Annotated in this window: 22 protein-coding genes, 4 tRNA genes and 1 pseudogene; 19 read left to right on the plus strand and 8 right to left on the minus strand. The window is 59.6% G+C overall.

Annotated features, from left to right (window positions below; translation table 11 throughout):
- Positions 1-19: 19 nt before the first annotated feature.
- Together ACTG2J_RS21065 and ACTG2J_RS21070 are read left to right on the plus strand one after the other, a co-directional pair.
- Positions 20-919 (plus strand): DMT family transporter, encoded by a 900-nt coding sequence (locus tag ACTG2J_RS21065; RefSeq protein ID WP_005357113.1) that lies wholly within the window; start codon positions 20-22, stop codon positions 917-919.
- Positions 904-1,065, plus strand: coding sequence for a hypothetical protein (locus tag ACTG2J_RS21070; protein ID WP_005339236.1), 162 nt, complete (start codon positions 904-906; stop codon positions 1,063-1,065). The genes ACTG2J_RS21065 and ACTG2J_RS21070 overlap by 16 nt, the downstream gene beginning before the upstream one ends.
- Positions 1,066-1,189: 124 nt before the next feature.
- On the opposite strand, the gene ACTG2J_RS21075 is transcribed toward ACTG2J_RS21070, so the two are convergent.
- Positions 1,190-1,651, minus strand: a complete 462-nt coding sequence (locus ACTG2J_RS21075; protein WP_439997861.1) for a DUF6314 family protein — start codon at positions 1,649-1,651, stop codon at positions 1,190-1,192.
- A gap of 39 nt (positions 1,652-1,690) precedes the next feature.
- On the opposite strand from ACTG2J_RS21075, the gene ACTG2J_RS21080 reads away from it, so the two are divergent.
- Positions 1,691-2,545 (plus strand): carboxylate/amino acid/amine transporter, encoded by an 855-nt coding sequence (locus ACTG2J_RS21080; protein ID WP_101531372.1) that lies wholly within the window; start codon positions 1,691-1,693, stop codon positions 2,543-2,545.
- Between the two features lie 6 nt (positions 2,546-2,551).
- Here the strand turns inward: ACTG2J_RS21080 and ACTG2J_RS21085 are convergent, their stop codons facing one another.
- Together ACTG2J_RS21085 and ACTG2J_RS21090 are read right to left on the minus strand one after the other, a co-directional pair.
- Positions 2,552-3,415 carry a GGDEF domain-containing protein gene (locus ACTG2J_RS21085; protein ID WP_257687313.1) on the minus strand — a complete coding sequence of 288 codons (864 nt, stop codon included), beginning with the start codon at positions 3,413-3,415 and terminating at the stop codon, positions 2,552-2,554.
- A 70-nt stretch (positions 3,416-3,485) separates the two neighbouring features.
- The gene (locus ACTG2J_RS21090) at positions 3,486-4,199 is read right to left on the minus strand and encodes a 3-deoxy-D-manno-octulosonic acid kinase (RefSeq protein ID WP_005339249.1); all 714 of its coding nucleotides are present in this window, start codon (positions 4,197-4,199) and stop codon (positions 3,486-3,488) included.
- Positions 4,200-4,421: 222 nt separating this feature from the next.
- Here ACTG2J_RS21090 and ACTG2J_RS21095 point away from each other — a divergent pair, with 222 nt between their 5' ends.
- The 8 genes from ACTG2J_RS21095 (at position 4,422) to ACTG2J_RS21130 (ending at position 12,388) form a co-directional block, all read left to right on the plus strand.
- Positions 4,422-5,474, plus strand: a complete 1,053-nt coding sequence (locus ACTG2J_RS21095) for a glycosyltransferase family 9 protein (RefSeq protein WP_439997862.1) — start codon at positions 4,422-4,424, stop codon at positions 5,472-5,474.
- A 303-nt stretch (positions 5,475-5,777) separates the two neighbouring features.
- On the plus strand, positions 5,778-6,404 hold the full coding sequence (gmk, locus tag ACTG2J_RS21100; RefSeq protein WP_005357125.1) for a guanylate kinase: 627 nt from the start codon (positions 5,778-5,780) through the stop codon (positions 6,402-6,404).
- Positions 6,405-6,483: 79 nt separating this feature from the next.
- Complete coding sequence (rpoZ, locus tag ACTG2J_RS21105) at positions 6,484-6,759, plus strand: DNA-directed RNA polymerase subunit omega (protein ID WP_005307060.1); 276 nt, start codon at positions 6,484-6,486, stop codon at positions 6,757-6,759.
- A 131-nt stretch (positions 6,760-6,890) separates the two neighbouring features.
- Positions 6,891-9,008 carry a bifunctional GTP diphosphokinase/guanosine-3',5'-bis pyrophosphate 3'-pyrophosphohydrolase gene (spoT, locus tag ACTG2J_RS21110; RefSeq protein ID WP_005339255.1) on the plus strand — a complete coding sequence of 706 codons (2,118 nt, stop codon included), beginning with the start codon at positions 6,891-6,893 and terminating at the stop codon, positions 9,006-9,008.
- Positions 9,009-9,052: 44 nt separating this feature from the next.
- Positions 9,053-9,784, plus strand: a complete 732-nt coding sequence (gene trmH, locus ACTG2J_RS21115; protein ID WP_042063570.1) for a tRNA (guanosine(18)-2'-O)-methyltransferase TrmH — start codon at positions 9,053-9,055, stop codon at positions 9,782-9,784.
- A complete protein-coding gene (locus tag ACTG2J_RS21120; RefSeq protein WP_139440373.1) occupies positions 9,784-10,443 on the plus strand; it encodes a CatB-related O-acetyltransferase in 660 nt (219 codons plus the stop codon). Before trmH ends, ACTG2J_RS21120 begins: the two co-directional genes overlap by 1 nt.
- Positions 10,443-11,483, plus strand: a complete 1,041-nt coding sequence (locus ACTG2J_RS21125; protein ID WP_376889725.1) for an alpha/beta fold hydrolase — start codon at positions 10,443-10,445, stop codon at positions 11,481-11,483. Before ACTG2J_RS21120 ends, ACTG2J_RS21125 begins: the two co-directional genes overlap by 1 nt.
- A gap of 89 nt (positions 11,484-11,572) precedes the next feature.
- A complete protein-coding gene (locus ACTG2J_RS21130; protein ID WP_139732805.1) occupies positions 11,573-12,388 on the plus strand; it encodes a Cof-type HAD-IIB family hydrolase in 816 nt (271 codons plus the stop codon).
- Between the two features lie 35 nt (positions 12,389-12,423).
- Here ACTG2J_RS21130 and ACTG2J_RS21135 read toward each other — a convergent pair.
- The 5 genes and pseudogenes from ACTG2J_RS21135 to ACTG2J_RS21155 all read right to left on the minus strand — a co-directional run.
- Positions 12,424-12,570, minus strand: a pseudogene (locus ACTG2J_RS21135) (ricin-type beta-trefoil lectin domain protein); the annotation flags it as partial.
- A 216-nt stretch (positions 12,571-12,786) separates the two neighbouring features.
- Positions 12,787-12,863 (minus strand) — tRNA-Pro (locus ACTG2J_RS21140).
- A 76-nt stretch (positions 12,864-12,939) separates the two neighbouring features.
- Positions 12,940-13,025 (minus strand) — tRNA-Leu (locus ACTG2J_RS21145).
- Between the two features lie 20 nt (positions 13,026-13,045).
- Positions 13,046-13,121, minus strand: a tRNA-His gene (locus ACTG2J_RS21150).
- 51 nt (positions 13,122-13,172) lie between these two features.
- Positions 13,173-13,249 (minus strand) — tRNA-Arg (locus tag ACTG2J_RS21155).
- A gap of 232 nt (positions 13,250-13,481) precedes the next feature.
- On the opposite strand from ACTG2J_RS21155, the gene ACTG2J_RS21160 reads away from it, so the two are divergent.
- The 8 genes from ACTG2J_RS21160 to ACTG2J_RS21195 all read left to right on the plus strand — a co-directional run bounded on the left by ACTG2J_RS21160 (position 13,482) and on the right by ACTG2J_RS21195 (position 26,689).
- Positions 13,482-14,078 carry a TetR/AcrR family transcriptional regulator gene (locus ACTG2J_RS21160; protein WP_005339267.1) on the plus strand — a complete coding sequence of 199 codons (597 nt, stop codon included), beginning with the start codon at positions 13,482-13,484 and terminating at the stop codon, positions 14,076-14,078.
- Positions 14,075-15,208 (plus strand): efflux RND transporter periplasmic adaptor subunit, encoded by a 1,134-nt coding sequence (locus ACTG2J_RS21165; RefSeq protein ID WP_005355753.1) that lies wholly within the window; start codon positions 14,075-14,077, stop codon positions 15,206-15,208. The genes ACTG2J_RS21160 and ACTG2J_RS21165 overlap by 4 nt, the downstream gene beginning before the upstream one ends.
- A 15-nt stretch (positions 15,209-15,223) precedes the next feature.
- Entirely contained in the window at positions 15,224-18,304 is a 3,081-nt protein-coding gene (locus ACTG2J_RS21170) for a multidrug efflux RND transporter permease subunit (RefSeq protein ID WP_005355755.1), read from the plus strand.
- Between the two features lie 118 nt (positions 18,305-18,422).
- Entirely contained in the window at positions 18,423-20,390 is a 1,968-nt protein-coding gene (locus ACTG2J_RS21175; RefSeq protein ID WP_439997863.1) for an ATP-binding protein, read from the plus strand.
- Between the two features lie 76 nt (positions 20,391-20,466).
- Positions 20,467-21,816 (plus strand): glutathione-disulfide reductase, encoded by a 1,350-nt coding sequence (gorA, locus tag ACTG2J_RS21180; protein ID WP_113740563.1) that lies wholly within the window; start codon positions 20,467-20,469, stop codon positions 21,814-21,816.
- 463 nt (positions 21,817-22,279) lie between these two features.
- Positions 22,280-23,974: a potassium-transporting ATPase subunit KdpA gene (gene kdpA / locus ACTG2J_RS21185; RefSeq protein WP_113740562.1), complete on the plus strand. Its 1,695-nt coding sequence runs from the start codon at positions 22,280-22,282 to the stop codon at positions 23,972-23,974.
- A 67-nt stretch (positions 23,975-24,041) separates the two neighbouring features.
- Entirely contained in the window at positions 24,042-26,099 is a 2,058-nt protein-coding gene (gene kdpB, locus ACTG2J_RS21190; RefSeq protein WP_439997864.1) for a potassium-transporting ATPase subunit KdpB, read from the plus strand.
- Positions 26,100-26,161: 62 nt separating this feature from the next.
- Entirely contained in the window at positions 26,162-26,689 is a 528-nt protein-coding gene (locus ACTG2J_RS21195) for a potassium-transporting ATPase subunit C (protein ID WP_113740560.1), read from the plus strand.
- The last annotated feature ends 40 nt before the right edge of the window (positions 26,690-26,729 follow it).

The raw sequence follows: 26,729 nt of genomic DNA on the forward strand, positions 1-26,729 counted from the left end.
TAATACATCGGAGATTCAAATGCGTAGCTATCTGTTATTGCTGGCCATTGGCCTGCTGTGGGGTTCCCAATTCATTTTCATGCACCAGGCCGTTGCCGAGTTGCCCCCCATTCTGGTGGCTGCCGGTCGTGCCCTGTGCGGCAGCCTGACCCTGGGTCTGCTCTGCCTGTTCATGCGGCTCAAGAGTGAGCACACTCCGTGGCGCACCTATATGCTGATCGCCCTGCTGGATGCCACCATCCCCTTCATCATGGTCGCCTGGGGCCAACAGTATGTGGATAGCGCCATCGCCGCCGTGGTCATGGGTTGTATCCCGTTTGTGACCATTCTGGCTGCACCGCTGTTTATTTCTGGTGAAAGAATCACCAAAACCGGTCTGCTTTCCGTGATCATCGGCTTTGCCGGTGTACTCACCCTGTTCTGGCCGAAACTCTCCCAGGGCATGAACGCCGGCCTGCTCGGTGCCATGGCCATCCTGCTGGGTGCCAGCTGCTTCGCCATCGGCCTGCTGATGATCAAGCGCTTCGCCAAGGACCATCCGGTCGTGGTCGCCCGCAATATCCTGATCTCCTCGGCAATCCAGTTGCTGCTGGTCGCCCCCTTCATGGTTGATCTCGGCAGCCTGACCCTGCCGAGCACCCAGGCCCTGAGCGCGATTACCGTGCTGGGTACCCTCTGTACCGGTCTGGTCTACTTCCTCTACATGGCACTGATCCAGAAGGCCGGCCCGACGTTCGCCTCCTTCAGCAACTATCTGGTGCCGCTGTTCGGCGTGATGCTGGGTGCCCTGTTCCTCGGCGAGCAGATCCACCCCACCACCGGCGTGGCCCTGGCCCTGATCCTCGGCTCGGTCGCCATGAACCAGTGGGCGCAACAGCGTCGCATGCAGCGCGAGGTCTCCCTATGTCAGGCATCCTGACCACACTGTGCGGTGGTCTGGTACTGATTGCCGGCTGGCAGTATCGCCAGCGGCTGGCCGGGATCCTGGGCCTGCTGATGGTACTGCTGCCCTGGTTCTTCGATAGCAAGCTGCAAGCCATGCTGAGCTATGCCCTGAATGCCTGAAGTCCATCTCTGAATGTGTGACGAGAGTCTATCTCTCCTGTTTTTGGGACTGTTTTAAAAAACCTCCGATTTGTCCCCCGCTACCGGCGCTCTGCGCCGGTTTTTTTATACCTGCCAGCCGGCGTCAGATCAGATAGCGATAGCTGAGTCGCTCGTTCTTGCGCGGCCCGGTGATCTGCCAGCTCAGCAAGAAACCGCCGTCGATCTCGGTCAACTCGGCGCTGTAGTGATCCGCCCCGCACAGATGGGGTTCGGCGGTCAGCCAGCGGCCATCCCCCTGCGGCAGCAGCTCGAACAGTTCGACCGGCGCTTCATAACGCAAATGGGAGAGACGGATCCCCCGTTCGCTGCGCTGCCACCAGAAGCAGTTGTGCATGGCGAGTTCCCTGCCATGAGGCGTGGTGTAGCGACCCTGCTCGTTAAACAGCCAGCCCCCCTGATGATCGGTCACCTGCACACGCCCCTCGCCCCGACCATTCCAGTCGGTCGCCGACCCCTCGCCATTGCTGGCGGTAAAGGAAAATGCTCCGACCTGTGGCAATCGCGCCCATAAACGCTGGATTGCCGCTTCCATCTCGGCCATCATAGCCCCCTTAAAATTGACAACTGATGATAAATCAAACACATGAACTACTTGATAGGGGTCACCCTGCTCTGGTCATTCTCCTTCAGCCTGATCGGGGTCTACCTCGCTGGCCAGGTGGATGCCTACTTCTCGGTGCTGACCCGCATCGCCCTCGCCAGTCTGGTGTTTCTCCCCTTCCTGCGCCGCCGCTGGCTGCGCCCCGATCTGGCGGCCAAGCTGATGGCCCTCGGCGCCATCCAGCTCGGCATCATGTATCTCTTCTACTACCACTCCTTCCTGCTGCTGACGGTGCCGGAAGTGCTGGTCTTTACCATCTTCACCCCCATCTACGTCACCCTGCTCCACGATCTGCTGGAGGGGCGCTTCAAGCCCACCTATCTGTGGGGCGCCCTGCTGGCGGTGCTCGGGGCTGCCGTCATCCGCTTCGACGGCCTGACCGAAAGCTATGTGCTGGGATTTATGGTGGTGCAGGGGGCCAACCTCTGTTTCGCCCTGGGTCAGGTGGGCTACAAGGTACTGCTGGCACGGGAGGTGGAGCAACCGCCGCAACTGGCGGTGTTCGGCTGCTTCTATCTGGGGGCGCTGGTGATCGCACTGCCCGCCTGGTGGCTACTGGGCAAGCCGCAATATCCGACGTCAGGGTTGCAGTGGGGTATTCTGCTCTGGCTGGGGGTGGGTGCCTCCGGCCTCGGCTACTTCCTCTGGAACAAGGGGGCGACGCTGGTCACCAGCGGGGTGCTGGCCATCATGAACAATGCGCTCATTCCGGCCGGCTTGCTGGTCAATCTGCTGCTCTGGGGCAAGGATACTGATCTGACCCGACTGACCATCGGCGGCCTGCTGATGCTGGCCTCGCTCTGGGTCTGCCAGCGTGACAAAAGCGGCCAACCCTGACCTCACTCAGCCGACGACGGTGTTGTGCTCCCGTCTGGCCTGACTGTGACAGCTGGCCAGCCGGGCCAGCAGATGATCGAGCTGCTCGCCAGCCTGACTCTGCACCAGCCCGATGCTGACGGTGACCGGCCGCTGTGACAGCAGGCTGGCATCGGCAATCTCGAGGCGCAGCCGCTCGGCGATCTCCAGCGCACTCATCCGCTCGGTCTGGGAGAGCATCAGGATAAAACCGTCCTCATCCCAGCGGGCGAAGGGATCTTCCCGCCGCAGTTCGTGACGTACGATACGCGCCAGCTTGGCCAGCATGGCGTCGCAAGCAGCTTCGCCAAACAATTGCTGGATTTTGGCCATATGATCGACCGAAAACTGCAGCAGACTGAAAGTGCCACTCTCGGTCGCCAGCCGATCCTCCAGCAGTTGCTCGAAGCGGCCACGGCTCTCCAAACCGGTCAGCGGATCGGTGCCATGTCGCTCCTCCACCAGCACGGCTGCGGGATCGAGGTGACGGACAACCCCCAGCAGATAGCCCCGCTCATCGCGACGCATCCGCTCTTCCAGCCGGATGTAGTGACCGTGATGATGCAGAATGCGGTATTCGAGGCGCAGACCGCTGCTGCGGCCGCTCTGGCAGGCGAGCAGGGCATCTTCCAGCCGGGCAACATCGTCGGGATGAACCCGATCCAGCCAGCCGAGATCATCCGGCCAACACTCTCCCAATCCCAACAGGCGCAGGCAGGAGGGATCACGCTGCAGTCCATGTTGGGCTGACCAGCTCCAGATCCCCGCCTCCAGCAGCGCCATGGCATCAGACAGCAGACCCGGATCAAGCCGGACAGTCACATCGACCAAAGGTGTCTTGAGCATTTCCATGGGGCGCCTCGAAACAGGATCTGAATACCTGCTCAATAAGTAACATTGGCGTTCACGCCGAGCAACAGGGTCAGAGTGCTTTTCCCTGATACCCGTTCATCAAGGTCTGCCAGTTCTCCGGTACGAAGTGGAAACTGGTATGCAGTTGAGACTCTTTATTGAATGAACGGAGCAAGCGTTCCAGATTGGCCTTCTGCCACTCGCCGGGGGAGCGGATCGCCCCCTTGTCAAAATCGATCACCCACACCTTGCCCTCTTTATCGAGCAGCAGGTTGTGGCTGTTGAGATCGGCGTGATAGACCCCGGCATCGTGCAGCTGGCGCACCGTCTGGCCTATCTTGTGCCACACCTCGGTCGCCACCGGCCCCTGCTTGAGCAGCGCCACCATATCCTTGGCACCGCGAATTCGCTCAATCAGGATATCGGCACGATAGAATGGGCCCTGTTTGACCATGCGGGCACCAAACGGACGCGGCACCGGCAACCCCAGCTCACACAGCTTGGCCAGCAGGGTGTATTCGGCCATGGCACGGCTCGACTCGACCCCTTCGAACCAGAAGCGATCCCGCACCACCTTGCCCACCATGCCGCCGCGATAGTAGTGGCGCAGCACCAGATGGCGGGACTCATCCTTGACGAACCAGGTCACTCCCCGTCCGATGGAGGTCCCTACCACCTGACGGTTGTTCTGCCACCAGGCAGGATCGAATAACTGGGGAGAAGGGTCGCGAAAGGCCCCTTCGGCATACCAGCAGATCTGGTTGTGTTCGGTCTGTACTCGCATCGTGGAGATCCCGCTCGGTGGGTCATGGATCGCAATTTTTCAATTGGCGATGAGGCTGCCGCTCTGGCATGCCCGCAATAGTGGCCTTTAATCAACGACGTGCAGAGACAGGTCATGGCGCTGGGCCCGGCCTATCCTGGCTGACGATTGTGCGCAATTTTACAATCCAGAGGGGAGTTTGCATAATGCCATCCACCCTTTTTGCCAGCCGTGCGCCACAACATGCCGCTATTTCAAACGCCCCCCTCCTCCATCTGCATCCTGCGGCTCTCCGCCATCGGGGATTGCTGCCACGCACTGGCACTGGTGCGCGTCATCCAGCGGGAGTGGCCACAGACCCGTATCACCTGGATCACCGGCAAAATCGAGGCAACCCTGTTTGCCGATCTGCCCGGCGTCGAGTTGATTCCCTTCGACAAGAGCAAGGGATGGCGCGGCTATCGCGATCTCTGGCAGACCCTCAAGGGACGCAAATTCGATGCCCTGCTCCACCTGCAGGCAGCGATGCGAGCCAGCATCGCCACCCTCGGCATCAGCGCCAAGGTCAAACTCGGGTTTGATCGGGAACGGGCCAACGACGGCCAGTGGCTGTTCACCAACCACAAGGTGCCTTCGCCTGCCTCCCCCCATGTGCTGGACGGTTTCCTCGCTTTCGCCAAAGAGCTCGGCATCCAGGATCTGACCCCGGATTGGCAGCTGCCCATCAGCGCCGAACATCAGGCGTGGGCAAGGGAGAAGATTGGCGGCAAACCGACCCTGCTGATCTGCGCCGCCGCCAGCAAGACCTTCAAGAACTGGACGGCCGCAGGCTATGCCGCGCTGGCGGATCACGCCGCCAGCAAGGGCTTTCAGGTCTATCTCTGTGGCGGGCCGGCCAAACTGGAGCTGGATCTGGCTGCCGACATCCAGCGCTTAAGCCAGAGCAAGCCGGTCGATCTGGTGGGGCAGACCAACCTCAAGCAGCTGCTGGCGCTGATTGGCGAGGCGAGGCTGGTACTGGCCCCCGATACCGGCCCCACCCATATGGCCACCATAGTGGGCACGCCGGTGATCGGTCTCTATGCCCACCACAATCCGGCCCGCACCGGCCCATATCTCTGCCGCGACTACGTGGTCAGCGTCTATCAGGAGCTGGTCGAGCAGGAGACCGGCAAGCCGCTGGCCGAATTGAGCTGGCGCACCCGCCTCAAGGATCCGGAGGCCATGCGAAAAATCACCAGCGAGCAGGTGATCGCCGCCTTCGATCGGCTCTGTGCCGATCGTCAGCTGCCGTAGTGACAGGGCACCTCGGGAATTCCGAGCCATCAGGCAGGGATAACCTGATAGCCTCTGCCCTCAGCCAAAGGCACAATGCAGGCTGATGTGGGTTACGCTTCCGCAGCAAGCTACGAATACTTTGATCGGCTGGAATATGATTCCGGCCGTTTTTTTATTCGCCGCATTCTGGTAAAATTCGCCGCCTTTACATCCTTCTGACTCAAGAATTTTCCGCGTTTTGCGTTTGGCTGTCTCCCTTTCGGGCACAAGACGGCAGTCTCTGCTACAACCAAAACAGCGGTTTCGATTAAAGGTAATAATATGGCGCAACAAGGCACTCTCTATATCATCTCCTCTCCGAGCGGCGCGGGTAAATCCAGTCTGCTCAATGCCTTGCTGACCCAACATAACGCTGCGGGCAAGATGCAGCTGTCGGTTTCCCACACCACTCGCGCCACCCGCCCGGGCGAAGAGCACGGCGTACACTACCACTTCGTTCAGGTGGAAGAGTTCAAGGCACTGATCGAACGCGGTGATTTTCTGGAGTGGGCCGAAGTGTTCGGCAACTACTACGGCACCTCACGCGCCGCCATCGAAGCCTGTCTGGCCAAGGGGATCGACGTATTCCTCGACATCGACTGGCAAGGTGCCCGCCAGATCCGCGAGCAGATGCCGACCAAATCCATTTTCATCCTGCCCCCCAGCCGCGAAGAGCTGGAACGCCGCCTGATTGGGCGCGGTCAGGACAGCGCCGAAGTGATTGCCGGCCGAATGGCGAAAGCCATTGCCGAAATGGTGCACTACGACGAGTATGACTATGTCATTATCAATGAAGACTTCGAGCAGGCGCTGTTCCAGCTCAGGTCCATTATTGAGTGCCAACGGCTGGAGATGCGTCACCAGCAACAGGCTCAAAAAAACTTGCTGCAACAGCTACTGGCAGAGTAAGCCAAAAACAAGTAAACTTTTGCGTCATTTTTAAACACTGCTTTTCTAAATACAGAAAGCCCAAACACTGGAGTCCTGCATGGCACGCGTTACTGTAGAAGATGCTGTAAAACAGGTAGGTAACCGTTTTGACCTGGTGCTGGTCGCCGCGCGCCGCGCTCGTCAAATCGCGGTACAAGGCAAAGATCCCCTGGTCGACGAAGAGAACGACAAGCCGACTGTGATCGCCCTGCGTGAGATCGAGCTGGGTCTGGTGAACAATCAAGTGATGGACACCCAGGACCGCTACGAACAGCAAGAGCAGGAAGCCGCCGAGCTGGCTGCCGTTGCTGCCATCGCCGAAGGCCGCGGTTAAGTTATTCCTCCGGTTGGCACCCGCCCGGGTGCCGACTGTTCATCCCCATTTACAACCGCTCGAAAACCTCGCAAACTCAGGGCTATACCCTCAATTCCACGAATTGCCGTTTCACCGCTGCGGGGACTGTCTTGTATTTATTTGAAAACCTTAAAGAAATAGCCAGTTCCTACCTGCCGCCAGAGCAGGTTGAGAAGCTCAAGCAAGCCTATGTGGTGGCCCGTGATGCCCACCAGGGCCAGATGCGTTCCAGTGGCGAACCCTATATCACCCACCCCGTTGCCGTTGCCCGAATCCTGGGTGACATGCGCCTCGATCATGAAACCCTGATGGCCGCCGTGCTGCACGACGTCATCGAAGACACCTCTGTCACCAAGGCCGATCTGGCCGAACAGTTTGGCAATGCGGTTGCAGAACTGGTGGCCGGGGTCTCCAAGCTCGACAAGCTGAAGTTTCGCGATCGCAAAGAGGCGCAGGCCGAGAACTTCCGCAAGATGGTGATGGCGATGACCCAGGATATCCGGGTCATTCTGATCAAGCTGGCCGACCGCACTCACAACATGCGCACCTTGGGCTCCCTGCGCCCTGACAAGCGCCGCCGCATCGCTCGGGAAACCCTCGAAATCTTCGCCCCCATCGCCAACCGCCTCGGTATTCACACCATGAAGAACGAGCTGGAAGAGCTGGGCTTCGAGGCGCTCTATCCGATGCGATCCCGCGTGCTGCGCGAATCGGTGCGCCGCGCCCGTGGCAATCGTCGCGAGATCATCGACTCCATCCAGAGCGAAATCAGCGGTCGCCTGAAAGAGGCGGGGATCGAGCATCAGGTCAGTGGCCGCGAGAAGAATCTCTTCTCCATCTACAACAAGATGGAGAAAAAAGAGCTGCAATTTCATGAGGTAATGGATATCTACGCCTTTCGTGTCAAGGTGAAGGACATAGATACCTGTTACCGGGTGCTGGGACAGATGCACAGCCTCTACAAACCGCGCCCCGGCCGCTTCAAGGATTACATCGCCATCCCCAAGACCAACGGCTACCAGTCGCTGCACACCTCGCTGGTGGGGCCGCACGGAGTGCCGGTCGAGGTACAGATCCGCACCGAGTTCATGGATCAGATGGCCGACAAAGGGGTTGCCGCCCACTGGGCCTACAAGCAGGATGGCGACAGCTCGGGCACCACAGCCCAGATCCGCGCCCAGCGCTGGATGCAGAGCCTGCTGGAATTGCAGCAGAGCGCCGGCAGCTCGTTTGAATTCATCGAAGGGGTCAAAACCGACCTCTTCCCCGACGAGATCTACGTGTTCACGCCGGAAGGACGCATCATGGAGCTGCCCGCTGGCGCCACGCCGGTGGACTTCGCCTACACGGTGCACACCGACATCGGCCACGCCTGCGTCGGTTCGCGGGTCGACCGCCACCCCTACCCGCTCAGCAGCCCGCTGCACTCGGGCCAGACGGTGGAGATCATCACGGCGCCGGGCGCCCGCCCCAACGCGGCCTGGCTCAACTTTGTGGTGACCACCAAGGCACGCTCCAAGATCCGCCAGTTCCTCAAAAACCTGCGCACCGAAGAGTCGGTGGTGCTGGGTCGCCGCCTGCTCAACCATGCGCTGGGCGCCAAGAATATCGAAGATATTCCCGAGCCACGCATCAAGCAGGTGCTGGCCGATACCAAGCACGAAAATCTGCAGGGGCTGCTGGCCGATGTGGGCCTCGGCAACGCCATGAGCGTCATGGTGGCGCGCCGCATGCTGGGGGATGAACTGCCGCCGGAAGAGCAGCCCAAAACCAGCAGCAAGAAGATGCCGATCAAGGGTGCCGACGGCATGCTGGTCACCTTCGCCAACTGCTGCCGCCCGATCCCGGGAGATGCCATTATCGCCCATATCAGTCCGGGCAAGGGTCTGGTTATCCACCAGGAAGCCTGCCGCAACATCAAGGGCTACAGCAAGGAGCCGGACAAGTACCTGCCGGTGCAGTGGGAAGTGGACAAGGAGCAGGAACAGGAGTTCCGCACCGGCATCAGCATCGAGATCGTCAACCATCAGGGTGCGCTGGCCGAGCTGGCCAACGTGATTGCCGCCACCGGCGCCAATATTCACGCCATCAGCACCGAAGAGAAGGATGGCCGGGTCTATCAGGTCAGCCTGCTCATCACCACCAAGAGCCGCATCCACCTGGCCAACATCATGCGCAAGATCCGCGTGATGCCCAACGTGCTCAAGGTGAGCCGACAGAAGAACTGAACACAGGCGGCGCAAGCCGCCTGCTGCTTTTATAGAGACAAGCCATGACCCCCGAACGCTTCAAGCGCATCACCGATATGCTGGCCCAGCGTCAGCTCGATTTGACCGTCTGTATGGAAGAGGTACACAAACCTCACAATCTGGCCGCCATCGTGCGTACCGCCGATGCCATCGGCATCCACCGGGTACACGCCGTCTGGCCCAAAACCTGGATCCACAAACGCAAGGGCACCGCCCGCGGCAGCCAGAACTGGGTGGATGTAAAACTGCACCCGGACATCGGCAGCGCCGTTGCCGAGCTGAAAGCTTCAGGCATGCAGATCCTGGCAACCCACCTCTCCGACAGCTCCGTCGATTTTCGCGCTATCGACTACACCAAACCGACCGCCATTCTGGTGGGTCAGGAGAAGCACGGCATCGGTGAAGAGGCGCTGGCGCTGGCCGACCACCATATCGTCATCCCCATGGTGGGCATGGTGCAGTCCCTCAACGTCTCGGTGGCTGCCGCCGCTATCCTCTACGAGGCGCAGCGCCAGCGCGAGCTGGCCGGTTGCTATCAACGCGGCTGCCCGCTCACGCTGGAGGAGCAGAACAGCATCCTGTTCGAGGGGGGTTATCCTATCTATGCCCAGCTCTGCAAAGAGAAAGAGATGCCCTACCCCCAGCTCGGCCCGGCCGGTGAAATTCTGGCGGACGAAGAGTGGTGGCAACGGATGCAGCTGACCCGCAAAGGGTGGGCGCAGCAGAGCGAACAGGACGATCCGCAGGAGGAGTGATGGATAACCCTTTTGGCAGCTGGCTGGAATCGCAAATCATCCGAGATCACCTGACCAACCCGAACATAGAGGCCGGCGACTACAGCTACTACTCCGGCTACTACCACGGCAAGCCGTTCGAGGATCACTGCGTCCGCTACCTGCTCGGCGATGGCTCGACCCGCGACACTTGGGAGAGCGGCCTCTGGGGCGAGGTGGACCGGCTGATCATCGGCAAATTCTGCTCCATCGGCTCGGGCGCCACCTTCATGTTGGCGGGCAATCAGGGCCACCGGCTGGATTGGGTCTCCACCTTCCCGTTCAACCCCGACACCTTTGGCGAAGGGGCCCGCAGCGGCTTTCAGCGCAAGGGGGACACCCGGATTGGCAATGACGTCTGGATCGGCTCGGAAGCGATGATCATGCCCGGCATCACCATAGGTGATGGCGCCGTCATCGCCACCCGCGCCGTCGTGACCAGGGATGTGGCCCCTTACACCATAGTCGGCGGCAACCCGGCCCAGCCGATCCGCCGCCGCTTCAGCGATGAGCAGATCGCCATGCTGCAAGAGATGCAGTGGTGGGACTGGCCCCTGCCCCGCTTGCAAGCCAGCATGGCGCTGCTCTGCTCGGGGGATATCGCCTCCCTTTATCACCATTGGCAACAGGAGTGTGCCTGATGAACCCCCTCTCTCTTTCCCTGTTGGCCCTGACCCTGTTTTCTGCCGGAGCCCTTGCCGTGACCAATACCTATCAGCTCACCAGCGAAGCCGATGTACCCAGCCTCTACCAGCAAACCCTACCCGACTTCTGGCGCCAGCATGCGGTTGAAGGAGAGTTCAAGGGCAAGGACGGGGTGACCATCCGCTATGCCGCGCTGCGGCAGGAGAAGGTTGATCGCGCCATCCTCATCGTCAATGGCCGGGTCGAAAGCTACCTCAAGTATCAGGAGCTGGCGTGGGATCTCTGGCGTCAGGGCTACAGCCTCTACCTTATCGACCATCGCGGTCAGGGGATGTCTAGCCGGATGCTGGATGACCCGCAGAAGGGATATGTCGACCAGTTCGACGATTATGTGGTAGATCTCAAGCGGTTTCACGACCAGATCATCATGGCGGACCAGCCTGCCAAGCTGTTCCTGCTGGCCCACTCCATGGGCGGCGCCATCTCGGCCCGCTATCTGGAACGCTGGCCCGATGATATCAAGGCGGCCGTGCTCTCCTCCCCCATGCTGGGCATCAATCTCGGCGGTCTGCCCAAGTGGCTGGCCAAGGGATTGGCGAGCACCATAGGCACGGTCGGCGGCTGGATTGGCGAGCCTCCCTACGGCCCCGGTCAGGGCGCCTATCAGGATCACGGCTTTGCTGATAACGAGCTGACTCACAGCCAGCCCCGCTATCAAGCCTTCCGCCAACTCTACGAACAGCACCCGCAGATCAAGCTGGGTGGCGCCACCGCCCACTGGATTTATCAGGGGATCACAGGTGCCGATGCCGCCATTGCCGATGCGGGCGCCATCAAAACCCCGCTGCTGGTGCTGCAAGCTGGCAACGACAGCGTGGTGGACAATGCCGCGCAGGATCGCTTCTGCACCATTGCCAAGTGTGAAGGGGGCAAACCGCTGCGCATCGAGGGAGCCTGGCACGAACTGTTTATCGAATCCGATGACAAACGCCAGCCCGCCCTGACCGCGATGGTCGACTTTTTCGCCCGCTTCTGAGCTGGCTATTTTTTGTAACCCTAAATAAATGGGGTGACAGTGCGGGCTAAGGTAAACTGCCCCTGTTTTCAATCGATGCCGAGGTAATGATGTTCAAGGTAGTTGTATCCGATCTCGATGGCACTCTGCTCAACAAGCAGCACCAGATCTCTCCCCGTACCCGGGATACCCTGCACCGCCTGGTAGAACAAGGTGTGAAATTCGTGGTCGCCACCGGCCGTCATCACGTTGACGTTCGCAGCTTCCGCGATGCGCTGGGGATGGACATCTACCTCATTACCTCCAATGGCGCCGTGGTCCATGACAAACAGGATCAGCTGATTTTCAACCAGCCGCTGCCGACCGAGATCGCCGCCGAACTGATTGCGCTGGAGCGCGACCCCTCTATCCACCTCAATGTCTATCAGGGTGATGACTGGGTGGTGGAAGAGGAGCTGCCCTGGCTGCTGCAGTTCCACGACGAGTCAGGGTTCACCTACCGTCTGGTCGATGACCTGAAGCAGGAACCGAAAGAGCAGATCAACAAGGTGTTCTACATCGGCGACCACGAGAAACTGCTGAAGATCGAGGCGCACCTCAACCAGCGCTATGGCGATCAGCTCAACGTCACCTTCTCCCTGCCGGACTGCCTCGAAGTGATGCACGCCGGGGTGCATAAGGGCAATGCGGTGCGTGCCGTGCTGGAGCAGAACGGGTTCGATATGTCGGAGGCGATCGCCTTCGGCGATGGCATGAACGACTTCGAGATGTTGACCATGGTGGGACGCGGCATCGTGATGGGCAACGCCCATGACCGCCTGAAAATGGCGCTGCCGGCGTACGAGCAGACCCTCACCTCTGACGAAGATGGCGTCGCCGTCTATCTGGAGAAGCTGTTCGAGCTGGAGAGCGTCAGCGCCGCCTGATCCTCTTCAATCCCGACATTCGAATCAACAAAGCCTCACCATGTGAGGCTTTGTTTTTTCAGGGTCTCCAGCCAGGGATTGGGCCGCTGCCAGCTGAAGCTCTGGTTCGCCCCGCCGTAGCATTCAGCCAGCCGCAGCGGCGTGCCGGGGGTATGGCGTCGCCCGGCCACATCGAGGCAGCGGGGCGGGAGAGCAAGCAAAGGAAATTTTGTTATTCATGGAAAAATGCCTGAAATGGGCCGATGACATCCGGTTGTCAGTGACTCGAGGCTGAAGCATAACCGAAAGGCGGGGCGCGCTGCCCAAATAGAGTGTAAACAGACGTAACAGGGAGAGAGTACTGGCACGGCGGAGGCCAGAAAGCAAAAAACCCCGCCGAAGCGAGGTTTTTCTAAATGTGGTCGGTGATAAAGGATTCGAACCTTTGACCCTCTGGTCCCAAACCAGATGCGCTACCGGACTGCGCTAATCACCGAGGCTATTTCTTTCAAAATAGTTTACTTCAAAAAAACAAAGACGACCTGATGGTCATCCTCGTCATACAGCAAGTATGGTGCGAAGAGAGGGACTCGAACCCTCACACCCGGGGGGCACTAACACCTGAAGCTAGCGCGTCTACCAATTCCGCCACCTTCGCGTACCTGACAAGCTGTAAAATGGGGTGGCTGATGGGGCTCGAACCCACGACAACCGGAATCACAATCCGGGACTCTACCAACTGAGCTACAGCCACCACAGCTGTTTTCGTTCCACAACAACGCCCGTTTAACCGACGCACTTTTGATGGTGCGCCCGACAGGATTCGAACCTGTGACCTCTGCCTCCGGAGGGCAGCGCTCTATCCAGCTGAGCTACGGGCGCTACGCTGTCGAACGGGGCGCATTATTAATGATGGTTGCTGGTTTGTCTACACTTTTCTGTCACCGAAACACTGTTCGTTGCTTTTTCAAGCATATTGCGCACTTTTCTTCCACTATTCCCCTGCTGCCAGCCGAAAAGGGGCAGATCGCTGTCGCAAATCGCCTTGCTGCCTTGACTTGATTTGATGCCCATCTAGAATGAATGAACGTTCATTCAATCGAAAGTCACACTGATGATTCTGGATAAAAAAGAGAGCATCTTCAACGCGGCCCATGAGGTGCTGGGTGAACGGGGTTTTCATGGTCTGTCGATTGCAGAAGTCGCCAAGAAGGCCAATGTTGCCACCGGCACCATCTATCGCTACTTCGGCGACAAGGATGATCTGATCCGGCAACTGCACCAGCACACTATCTTGCAGTGTGTGCCCATGGTCATGGCCGATGTAGCAATCGATAAAGTTTCATTTCAACAATTTCGCCAATTATGGCTCAATATTCATGCCATTTTTGTTAACGAACCCAACGCTATCCGGTGCAAATTGCAGTACGAGAGCTCTCCGCTAGGGGCAGAATTGGAGACCAATCCTGTCATTCTGGCCGCCTGGGAGCCTCTGGACCGATTTTTTGAACAGGGCGTTGAACAAGGATTGTTTATTGATTTACCGATACGGGCACTCCAGGTGTTGAGTCTGGACAGTGTCATGCATCTGGCCCTGCAGTGCAGGGTGCACAACATCACGCTGACCGAATCGCAGTTGGAAACCGCGATCCGGGCCAGCTGGAATGCCATTTTATCCCCCAATCTTTCCACCTCAGGAGCCTGTTCATGAAAAAGTGGATGGCCATTATGTTGCTGATAGCGATCGCCTTGTTTGGCAGCGTCATCGGCTTCAATTTGTTCAAACAGAAGATGATTGCCCAATACATGGCCAACCGGCCGGAACCCGAGTTCCCCGTCACCGCCATGGTGACCAAGGCGCAGGATTGGGTACCGACCATCGAAGCGATCGGCTTCATCGAGCCGAATCAGGGGGTGACCCTCTCCACCGAACTGGCCGGCACCATTGATGCCATCACCTTCGAATCGGGCAAACCGGTCAAGGCCGACCAACTGCTGCTTAGCTTGGACTCCACCGTGGAGCGGGCCAATCTGCGCGCCTCCCAGGCCAAACTGCCGGCGGCAAAAGCCAAGTTCGATCGTTTCCAGAACCTCTACAAGACCAGCTCCATCTCCAAAGAACAGCTGGATGAGGCGGAAGCGGCCTATCGCTCACTGGAAGCAGATATCGAGAGTCTGAAGGCGACCATTGCCCGCCGTGAAGTCCGTGCGCCCTTTAGCGGCGTGGTCGGCCTGCGCAATGTGTTCCTCGGTCAGTATCTGCAGCCGGGCACCGATATCGTGCGCCTGGAAGATACCAGCGTGATGCGCCTGCGCTTCACCGTGCCCCAGACCGATATCTCCAAAATCAAGCTGGGCCAGACCATCAAGATCAATGTGGATGCCTATCCGCAAACCCAGTTTGACGGTCATATCACCGCCATCGAGCCTGCGGTCAACTTCCAGAGCGGCCTGATCCAGGTACAGGCAGACATTCCGAACAACGACGGCCAGCTCCGTTCTGGTATGTTCGCCCGCGCCAGCATCATTCTGCCGACGGTGAAAGATCAGATTGTGATCCCGCAAACCGCTATCTCCTTCACCCTTTACGGTCAGAACGTCTACGTGCTCAAAGAGGGCGAAGAGACCGACAAAGAGGGTAACAAGGTGAAAGTGCTGCGAGCCAAGCAGGTTGTGGTCAAGGCCGGTGAGCGCCGTGGCAACGATGTGCATGTGCTCTCCGGCATCCAGGCCGGTGACCAGATCGTACTGTCGGGTCAGGTTCGCCTGAGCAACGACACCAAGGTGCATGTGGTCGAGAACGACGCCCTGGCCGTTCCGGCACAAACCCCGATGCTGTAAGCGCGGAGATCTGCGATGCGATTTACTGACATATTTATAAAACGGCCTGTGCTGGCGATCTCGCTCAGCTTCCTGATCGCCTTGCTGGGCTTTCAGGCCATCTTCAAGATGCAGGTACGGGAATACCCCGAGGTGACCAACACGGTGATCACCGTCAGCACTGGCTACTATGGCGCCAGTTCTGATCTGATCCAGGGGTTCATCACCCAGCCGCTGGAACAGGCGGTCGCGCAAGCCGACAACATCGACTTCATGACCTCCTCCAGCCAGCTGGGCAGCTCGACCATCACTGCGTACATGAAGCTCAACACCGACCCCAACGCCGCGCTGTCCGACATCCTGGCGAAGGTGAACTCGGTGCGCTCCCAGCTGCCGAAAGAGGCGGAAGACCCGTCGGTCACCTCCTCCACCGGTTCAACCACGGCGGTGCTCTACCTCGGCTTTACCAGCCCGGAGCTCAATTCCAGCCAGATCACCGACTATCTGGAGCGGGTTATCAAGCCGCAGCTCTTTACTGTCGGCGGGGTCTCCAAGGTTGACCTCTACGGCGGTGTCGAGTTTGCCCTGCGGGTATGGCTGGATCCGGCCAAGATGGCGGCCTTCAACCTGACTGCCAGTGACGTGATGACGGTGCTCAACAGCAACAACTATCAGTCCGCGACAGGTCAGGCGACCGGTTACTTTACCCTGTTCAACGGCAACGCCGAGACCCAGGTCAAGGATGTCGACGAGCTGAAGCGTCTGGTTGTTGCTACCCGTGACGGCAAGGTGATCCGCCTTTCCGACATTGCCAAGGTGACCCTCGAGAAGAGCCACGACATCTATCGCGCCAGCGCCAATGGCCGCGAAGCTGTGGTCATGGCGGTCAACGCCGCGCCGACAGCCAACCCCATCAACATCGCCCACGATGTACTGGCGTTGCTGCCGAGCCTTGAGCGCAATATGCCGAGCACCATGCGTCTCAACGTGATGTATGACTCCACCGTGGCGATCAACGAGTCCATCCACGAGGTTATCAAGACCATCCTGGAGGCAGCCGCCATCGTTCTGGTGGTCATCACCCTGTTCCTCGGTTCGTTCCGCGCGGTCATCATCCCTATTATCACCATTCCGCTCAGTCTTATCGGCGTGGTGATGATGATGGATATGTTCGGCTTCTCGATAAACCTGATGACCCTGCTGGCGATGGTGCTGGCGATCGGTCTGGTGGTGGATGACGCCATCGTGGTGCTGGAGAACGTCGACCGCCATATCAAGGAGGGGGAAGAACCGTTCCGGGCCGCCATTATCGGTACCCGCGAGATCGCGGTACCGGTTATCGCCATGACGGTTACCCTGGCGGCTGTATACGCGCCTATCGCCCTGATGGGGGGTATCACCGGTTCCCTGTTCAAGGAGTTTGCCCTGACGCTGGCTGGCGCCGTGTTCGTCTCGGGCATCATCGCCCTGACTCTGTCACCGATGATGTGTTCCAAGATGCTCAAGGCCAACGAGCAACCGGGTAAGTTCGAGAGCACAGTCCACCACCTGCTGGAGCGGATGACCGATCGCTACGACAGCATGCTGCACGCCGTGATGAAAAAGCGCCCCGTCATCGTGGTGTTCGCCGTCATCGTCTTCGCCAGCCTGCCGCTGCTGTTCAAGTTCATCCCGAGCGAACTGGCACCGTCAGAGGACAAGGGGGTAATGGCCGTGCTGGGTACCGCACCGTCCAACGCCAACCTGGACTACATCGAAAACACCATGGCGGATGTGAACAAGATCCTGGACGACCAGCCCGAGATCGCCTTCTCCCAGGTCTTCTCAGGGGTGTTCAACGCCAACCAGGCGTTCGGTATCGCCTCCATGGTACCCTGGAGTCAGCGTGAAGCGAGCCAGAAAGAGGTGCTGGATCGGGTCGCCAATCTGGTGAAAGACATTCCGGGTATGGCCATCACCACCTTCCAGTTCCCGGAACTGCCGGGTGCATCGAGTGGTCTGCCGATCCAGTTCGTCATCACCACCCCCAACAGCTTCGAAAGCCTGTTCCTGGTGGCCGGTGAAATTCTGGCAGCGGCGCAGAGTAACGGTCAGTTCGTCTATTCGGATCTCGATCTGAACTACGACTCCGCCACCATGAAGATCCGCATCGACAAGGACAAGGCGGGTGCCTACGGCATCACCATGCAGGATATCGGAATCACCATGGGCACCATGATGGCGGACGGTTACGTCAACCGTATCGACCTGGATGGCCGCTCCTACGAGGTGATCCCGCAGGTCGAGCGCAAATACCGTCTCAATCCGGAGTCCATCAAGGGCTACTACGTGCGGGCCGCAGACGGCAAGTCGATCCCGCTCGGCAGCCTGATCAGCATTGAAGTGGTTGGCGAGCCCCGTGCCCTGCCCCACTTCAACCAGCTGAACTCTGCCACCATAGGCGCCGTTCCGGCTCCGGGCGTGGCCATGGGTGATGCGATCAACTGGTTCCAGACCACCGCCGACGAGAAGCTGCCGCAAGGCTATCGTTACGACTTCATGGGTGAAGCCCGTCAGTTCGTCACCGAAGGCAATGCGCTCTATGCCACCTTCGCACTGGCACTGGCCATCATCTTCCTGGTGCTGGCAATCCAGTTCGAGTCGGTGCGTGACCCGCTGGTCATCATGGTCTCTGTACCGCTCGCCATCAGCGGGGCCTTGATTGCCCTGGCATGGGGTATGGCGACCATGAACATCTACTCCCAGGTGGGCCTCATCACCCTGGTGGGTCTGATTACCAAGCACGGTATCCTGATCTGTGAAGTAGCAAAGGAAGAGCAGCTGCTGCGCGGCATGAACCGGATGGAAGCCGTGATGCAAGCCGCCAAGGTGCGTCTGCGTCCGATCCTGATGACCACTGCCGCCATGATTGCCGGTCTGATCCCGCTGCTCTACGCCGCAGGTGCCGGTGCGGCACAGCGTTTCAGCATCGGTATCGTCATCGTGGCCGGTCTTGCCATCGGCACCCTGTTTACCCTGTTCGTGCTGCCGGTGATCTACACCTATCTGGCTTCCGAGCACAAACCCTTGCCGGTATTCGATGAAACCATTCCGCCCAAAGCAAACGGCGGACATTAATCATCAATCACATGCGAAGGCCCCGATACGGGGCCTTTTTTATGCTTCGCAGGAAAGACGACATAAGTGCATGAAGCAGTTAAACTAAAAAACACCACATCCAGACCGCAAGGACGCCATGTCAGGACTCTTCTCCAAGACCGCCAGGGCCGTAGGCCGCAACGGACTCTCATATCGCCTGCTCTCCTACATTCTGGTCTGCAGTACCGTATTGGCGATGATCATTACGGCGCTGCAACTCGCGTGGGATTACCGCAAGGATGTCGCAGTCATCGAAGACAGCATCGGCCAGATCGAGGCCTCGTTCCTGCAACCCATCGCAGCCAGCTTGTGGAACCTGGATGAAGAGCAGGTCAAAGTGCAAATTGAAGGGATCATGAACCTGCCCAACATGCAGTTCGTGATGGTCAAGGAGATGCTCGGCAACTCCGAAGTCCCGCTGCTGACCCAGGGGGTCGAGCGGGAAAGCTATGATATCTCCCGAGAATTCAACCTCACCTATCAGGGGGAGATTGTCGGCAAGCTGTTCGTTGCCGCCTCTCTCGAGCAGATCTACCAGCGCCTCATCGAAAAATCGGTGCTGATCATGGTCAGCCAGACCATCAAGACCCTGGTAGTCTCATTTTGCATCCTGATCATCATTTACTATCTGGTGGTCAGGCACATCAACCGCATCGCCAACTACGCCCAGAAGTTCAACCTCGATCGGCTCGACATGGCGCTGGAGCTGGAAGGCCGCCCGCAGCCACGCAAGAAACCCGATGAGCTGGATACCCTGGTCTCCACCCTCAACCAGATGCGTACCAGACTGCGTGACGAGCTGGTTGCCCGCCATCAGGCGGTCGAACAACTGCAAAAGGAACGGGACTTCTCCGCCACCCTGATCAACTCCGCCAACATGGTTATCTGCTGCATGGAACCGGATTTGACCATCGCCAGCATCAACCCGGCAGCCATACTGCTGACCGGCTACCACCAGCAGGAGCTGTTGCAGCACAACTGGCTGGATCTCTTTGTCAGCCCGGCACAACGGGAAGAGCTGAACGATATTCTGGCGGCGGAAGGTTCACTGGCCGACAAAGAGGTCATCATGCATGACCAGCAGGCCCATGAGCTGGTACTGCAATGGACCTTCGTCCCCTTCTACGATGGCCCCAACCTCAAATACCAGATCGGCTTCGGCTACGACATCACCCAGCTGAAAAAGGTCGAGCGGGAGATTATCCAGCTCAACGAGCAGCTGGAAGGCAAGGTGGTGGAACGTACCCGCAGCCTGAGCGAAGCCAACAACCAGCTGGGCAAGGCGTACGACGACCTGAAACAGGCCCAGCAAACCCTGGTGGAGTCGGAGAAGATGGCCTCCCTCGGCTCGCTGGTAGCCGGGGTGGCACACGAGATCAACACTCCGATCGGCATCAGCGTGACCGCCTCCTCCTACCTGCAGGAGCGGGTCGCCGACTTCAAGTCCCATATCGACTCCAAACAGCTGTCGCGCTCCTACCTCAACGAGTTCACCGTCAACCTCGACGAGTCGATGCAGCTGCTGCAGAGCAACCTGCGGCGCGCCTCCGAGCTGATTGCCAGCTTCAAGCAGGTGGCGGTCGACCAGTCTTCGGAAGCGCGCTACAACTTCAGTCTCGCCGACAACCTCCATCAGGTAGTGGTCTCGCTTGGCCACAAACTGAAGAAGAGCCAGTGCGAAGTGGATATCCAGTGCGATCCCAAGCTGTCGATCTTCTCCTTCCCGGGCAGCTTTACCCAGATCTACTCGAACCTGATCCTCAACTCCATCAACCACGGGTTCGACAGCTGGGACAAACCGAAGAAGATCACCATCAAGGTGGAACAGCAGGGAGAGGAGCTGTTTATCGACTATTCGGACAACGGCCGCGGCATCCCGCCAGAAATCTTGCCGCGCATCTTCGATCCCTTCGTCACCTCCAAGCGGGGTCAGGGTGGCAGCGGTCTGGGCACCCACATCATCTACAACCTGGTGGTGCAACTGCTGAAAGGCCGTATCAGCTGTGCCAGCGAACCGGGCAACGGCGCCCAGTTCCATATTCGCCTGCCGATCCAACATAACTGAGTGCTGGCTCTTGTGAGCCAGCCGCTTTATCCCCATCATGCTGTGATTGCATTCTTAATGAGCGGAGAACCTCGCAATGGCACAGCATTTTGACTATATCGCCATCGGCGGCGGCAGCGGCGGCATCGCCTCGGCCAACCGGGCTGCCATGTACGGTAAGAAAGTTGCCCTGATTGAAGCCAAAGAGTTGGGTGGAACCTGCGTCAACGTAGGCTGCGTACCGAAGAAGGCCATGTGGTATGCCGGCCAGATCGCCGATGCCCTGAAATATGGCGCCGACTACGGCTTTGACACCACTCTAAACCACTTCAACTGGGCCAAGCTGGTCGAGTCCCGCCAGGCCTACATCGGCCGCATTCACCAGTCCTATCAGAACGTGCTGGGCAAGAACCAGATCACCGTCATCAAGGGCTTCGCCCGCTTTGTCAGCAGCAACACCATCGAGGTTAATGGCGAGCACTACACTGCCGATCACATTCTGATCGCTACCGGTGGCCGCCCGGAAATTCCGGCGATCCCGGGTGCCGAGCTGGGTATCGACTCCGACGGTTTCTTCGAACTGCAGGCACAACCGAAGCGGGTTGCCGTGGTTGGAGCTGGCTACATCGCAGTCGAGATCGCCGGGGTGATGCAGGCGCTCGGCTCCGAGACCCATCTGGTGGTGCGCAAGCACGCGCCGCTGCGCAACTTCGACCCCATGATCCACGAGACACTGGTCGAAATCATGGCGCAGGAAGGGCCCAAGCTGCACACCCACGCCATTCCCAAAGCCGTGCTCAAGAACGCTGACAACAGCCTGACCCTGCAACTGGAAGATGGTCGCCATCTCACCGTCGACTGCCTGATCTGGGCCATCGGCCGGGTACCGGCTACCGACAACCTCAATCTGGCTGCCGCAGGCATCGCGCTGGACGAGAAGGGCTTTATCCCGACCGACAAGTTCCAGAACACTTCCGTCGCCAACATCTATGCAGTGGGTGACAACACGGGTCGCATCCAGCTCACCCCGGTGGCCGTCGCTGCGGGCCGTCGCCTCTCCGAGCGGCTGTTCAACAACAAGCCCAACGAGCACCTCAACTACGATCTGGTGCCGACCGTGGTGTTCAGCCACCCGCCCATCGGCACCATAGGCCTGACCGAACCTGAAGCCATCGCCCAATACGGCGAGGACCAGGTGAAGGTCTACCGCAGCCAGTTCACCGCCATGTACTCTGCGCTGACCCAGCATCGCCAGCCCACCCGGATGAAGCTGGTCTGCGTCGGCCCGGAAGAGAAGGTGGTCGGTCTGCATGGCATCGGCTTTGCGATGGACGAGATCCTGCAAGGTTTCGGTGTCGCCATGAAGATGGGTGCCACCAAGGCGGACTTCGACAACTGCGTGGCTATCCATCCGACCAGCGCGGAAGAGTTCGTCACTATGCGCTAAGGGCAGATGAAGTTGGCCTGTCACGAGCAGCCGGCGTCTACAGCCATGTAACCCCTTCACCCAAACCCGGCTCAGGCCGGGTTTTTTGATCACTCCTCGCCATTTCTCTCGCAAATCCGTCGTTCTTTACGCCGATTTTACGCCTGCCACATGGCGCTTTATGGCGCCTTTACGCCTGTTTTACATACCCTTTTCAGCGTCAATGACACCAACAGAGTCGATATGGTCTTACATCGGCTCTCGCAGCTAATTATCTCAATGGAGTCGATATGAATTGGCTATATCTGCTGCTCGTCCTCGCCTTGATGGCCTATCTGATGCGCGCACTCACGCGCAGTCACGAGTGAGGGACTACCTATATGCAGCAAAAATTTATCTACCCGGTGGCCAGCAAACTGCCGAGCCTCGTGAGCAATCCAATGCGTGCCCTGACGCACCGTGACCACGAGTGAGGAACTAGAACATGTGGCAAGAAATAATCTATCCGGTAGCCTTCGTGCTGCTGGTTCTGCTACCAGCACCGCTGCTGGGCAACTACATCTACCGGGTATTTGAAGGCAAAATCCACTGGCTGGCACCGGTCGAGCGCACCACGCTGGCTTGCTGTGGCACCGATGGACGGGAGCAGGACTGGAAGTCCTACGCCCTCAGCCTGCTGGCCTTCAACGGCGCCGGTTTCGGTCTGCTGTTCCTGATCCTGATGGCGCAGGGGTTGCTGCCCCTCAACCCGCAACAACTGCCGGGTCTGAGCTGGCAACTCGCCTTCAACACCGCAGTCAGCTTTATGACCAACACCAACTGGCAAGCCTATTCCGGTGAGGCCAGCCTCTCCTACTTCAGCCAGATGGTGGGCCTGACCACCCAGAACTTCGTCTCCGCAGGGACGGGCGCCGCCGTAGCCATTGCCCTGTTCCGCGGCATCGCCCGCCAGCAGACCATCAACCTTGGCAACTTCTGGCAGGATCTGGTGCGTTTCTGCCTCTATGTGCTTCTGCCCATCGCACTGATCATGGCGCTGGTGCTGGTATGGCAAGGGGTGCCGCAAAGCCTCTCCGCCTATCTGCCGTTCCACGGTGTGGAAGGTCAGGAGCAGCTGCTGCCCCTCGGCCCGGCAGCTTCACAAATTGCCATCAAGCAGCTCGGCTCCAACGGCGGCGGCTTCTTCGGCATCAACTCCGCCCACCCGTTCGAGAACCCGACCGCCCTCTCCAACTGGCTGGAGATGGTCGCCCTGCTCACCATCGCTGCCGCCATGGTCTTTACTCTGGGCCGCTATGTGAAAGACATGGCCCACAGCCGCGCCATTCTCGGCGCCATGACCCTCATGCTGGTGCTGGGGCTCTTCGTCTCCCTCTCCCAGGAGCTGAAACCGGATCACGCCCTCGCCCAGCTCACCACTGACGCCAGCAACATGACTGGCAACTGGGAAGGCAAGGAGAGCCGCTTCGGCCCTGTGCTCTCCAGCATCTGGGAAGTGGCGACCACTGCCGCCTCCAACGGTGCCGTTAACGCCATGCACGACAGCTTTACTCCGCTCGGCGGCATGGTGGGCATGATCAACATGCTGCTGGGTGAGGTCATCTTCGGCGGGGTCGGCTCCGGTATCTACGGCATGATGCTGTTCGTGTTGCTGACCGTGTTCCTGTGCGGCCTGATGGTGGGACGTACCCCGACCTATCTGGGCAAACGCCTCGGCATCACCGAAATGAAGTGGGTCGTCGCCAGCATGCTGGTCATGCCGGTCGGTGTTTTGGTGATCGGTGGTGTCACCCTACTGATGCCGGATGCCAGCACCATCATCGGCCATGATGGCCCGCACGGTCTGTCACGCCTCATCTATGCCTATGCCTCGGCTGCCGGCAACAACGGCTCCGCCTTCGCCGGTTTTGCCGCCGGTGACAACTGGCAGTGCATCGCCATCGGTCTGGCCATGCTGCTCGGTCGCTTCGGCTACATCATTCCGGTACTGGCCATCGCCGGTCAGCTGGCCCGTGCGCCCCGTCAGGAGACAAGTGAAGGGGACTTCCCCATCAGCGGTCCGCTGTTCGTTACCCTGCTGATCATCACCGTCCTGCTGATAGGTGGCCTCTCCTTCCTGCCGGTGCTGGCACTGGGCCCGGTGGCCGAACATCTGAGCCTGATCGGAGGGGCACTCTGATGAACCCGACCCTGTCGGTCACCATCCGGATGCCAATGGCCAACTATCTGATGCTGGGAGCTTTACAATGAGCAAGTCCACTGCAATGAGCACCGACACCATGTTGGTGAAGGGCAAAAAACAGAAATCACAGATCATCCAAGCAATGGTTGAGGCCCTCTATCGCTTCAATCCCAAGGCGCTGTTTGGCAGCCCCATCCTGTTCACCCTCTGGCTGGCCGCAGTCATGGCGACGGTGGAGTCCCTGCTGGGGCAGCCTCTCTCCGGCGTTGCTCCCTCACTGGCCTGGCAGCTGACCGCCTGGCTCTGGCTGACCCTCTGGTTTGCCAACTTCGCGGAAACCCTGGCCGAGGGGCGCGGCAAGGCGCGAGCCGACAGCCTGAAAGCGGGCATGAGCCAGCTCAAGGCCCGCCGGGTGGCGAATGCCAAAGATGGTCAGGGCGAATGGGTACCCGCCACCAGCCTGATGAAGGGGGAGCTGGTGCTGGTACGCAGCGGCGAGATGATCCCGGCCGACGGCGAAGTGATCGCCGGCATCGCCTCGGTCAACGAGGCCGCCATCACCGGCGAATCAGCCCCCGTCATCCGCGAGTCGGGTACCGATCGCAGCGGCGTGACCGGCAACACGACGGTCGTCTCCGACGAGATCTGGGTACGCGTCAGCAACAATCCGGGCGAAAGTACGCTGGATCGGATGATCGCACTGGTGGAAGGGGCCAAGCGCCAGAAGACCCCCAACGAGATGGCGCTGGACGCCCTGCTGGTGGGCCTGACCCTGATCTTCCTGTTGGTGGTCGCCACCCTGCCCTGGTTCCTCGACTACAACGGCACCCAGGTACCGCGCCTCTACCTGATTGCCCTCTTCATTACCCTGATCCCGACCACCATCGGCGGCCTGCTCTCCGCCATCGGTATTGCCGGAATAGATCGACTGGTGAAGCTGAACGTCATCGCCAAGTCTGGCCGTGCCGTCGAAGCGGCCGGTGACGTGCGCACCCTGCTGCTGGACAAGACCGGCACCATCACCTTCGGTAACCGGATGGCGGATGAGCTGATCCCGGCACCGGGCGTCGACCCCGCCCTGCTGGCACAAGCCGCCATGCTGGCCTCGCTGGGTGACAACACCCCGGAGGGCAAATCCATCCAGACTCTGGCCAGCAAGAGCATGGCCAAGCCGAGCCAACTGGAGAGCGACAAGGTGATCCCCTTCAGCGCCGAAACCCGGCTGAGCGGACTGGATCGCAACGGTCATCAATATCGCAAGGGGGCGGTAGATGCCGTGCTGAACTACCTCAGCCTCGACCGCAAGGCGGTGCCGGAGCTGGTGCTCAAGTCAGTCGACAGCATCGCCCGTCAGGGTGGTACTCCGCTGCTGGTCTGCACTCAGGAGAAACTGCTGGGGGTGGTCTACCTCAAGGACATCATCAAGCCCGGTATCAAGGCTCGCTTCCAGATCCTGCGCCATATGGGGATCCGTACCGTGATGATCACCGGTGACAACCCGAAAACCGCCGCCGCCATCGCCGCCGAAGCCGGGGTGGATGACTTCATCGCCGAGGCGACACCGGAGAAAAAGCTGGCCTATATCCGGCAGGAGCAGGCCGATGGTCGTCTGGTTGCCATGTGCGGCGACGGTGCCAACGATGCGCCCGCACTGGCGCAGGCTGACGTGGGTCTGGCCATGAACGAGGGTACCCAGGCCGCCAAGGAGGCGGGCAACCTGGTGGATCTAGACTCCAACCCCACCAAGCTGCTGGACGTGGTGCTGGTCGGCAAACAGCTGCTGGTGACCCGTGGTGCCCTGACCACCTTCTCCATCGCCAACGACGTCGCCAAGTACTTTGCCATCCTGCCAGCCCTGTTCATCGCCGCCTACCCGCAACTGGGGGCACTGAACCTGATGCAGCTGGGCAGCCCGCAGAGCGCCATCCTGTCGGCCATCATCTTCAACGCCCTGATCATTGTGGCGCTGGTGCCGCTGGCCCTGCGTGGTGTCGACCTGAAAGGCTCGGCCGCCAGTCTGCTGCGCCGCAACCTGTTGATCTACGGGGTCGGTGGTCTGCTGGTGCCTTTTATCGGCATCAAGCTGATCGATCTGGTTATTACCGGCCTGGGTCTGGTGTAACGACATAACCGGGATGCGGGTCAGACCCGCATCCCCAGCCATCCTTTTGGAGCAAGAGAATCATGATAGCAATCAGAACCCTGTTGACCCTCACCCTGCTGCTGGGCGTGGGTTATCCTCTGGCGGTGACCGGGCTGGCCCAACTGCTGTTCCCCTGGCAGGCCAACGGCAGCCAGCTCACCGACAGCAAGCAGCAACTCATTGGTAGCGCCCTGCTGGGGCAGAAATTCGAGCGGGCCGACTATTTCCATCCCCGTCCCTCCGCCAGCGATTTCAACACCATAGGCGGCAGCGCCAGCAATCTGGGGATGAGCTCACCGCTGCGGGCAGAGTTTGCCGAACAGGCCGCCAAGGCACAGCCGGGAACCAGCTCCCCCGCCATGCTGACCCGCTCCGCCTCCGGCCTCGATCCCCACCTGCCGCTGGATGCGGTACTGGCTCAGGTGGACCGCGTCGCCAAAGAACGTGGACTGGATCCCGCCCAACTGACGGAGCAGGTCATGTCGGCCACACAAGCTGGTATCCTTGGCCCGCAGGTGGTCAACATTCTCCAGCTGAACCTGCAACTGGATCATCAAAAGGGCGCCTGAGGGCGCTCCTTGCCGATCTGGCGTTGACCTCCATTTTCGA

It is taken from the genome of Aeromonas sp. 6P, assembly GCF_051919525.1.
Lineage (GTDB): Bacteria > Pseudomonadota > Gammaproteobacteria > Enterobacterales > Aeromonadaceae > Aeromonas > Aeromonas veronii.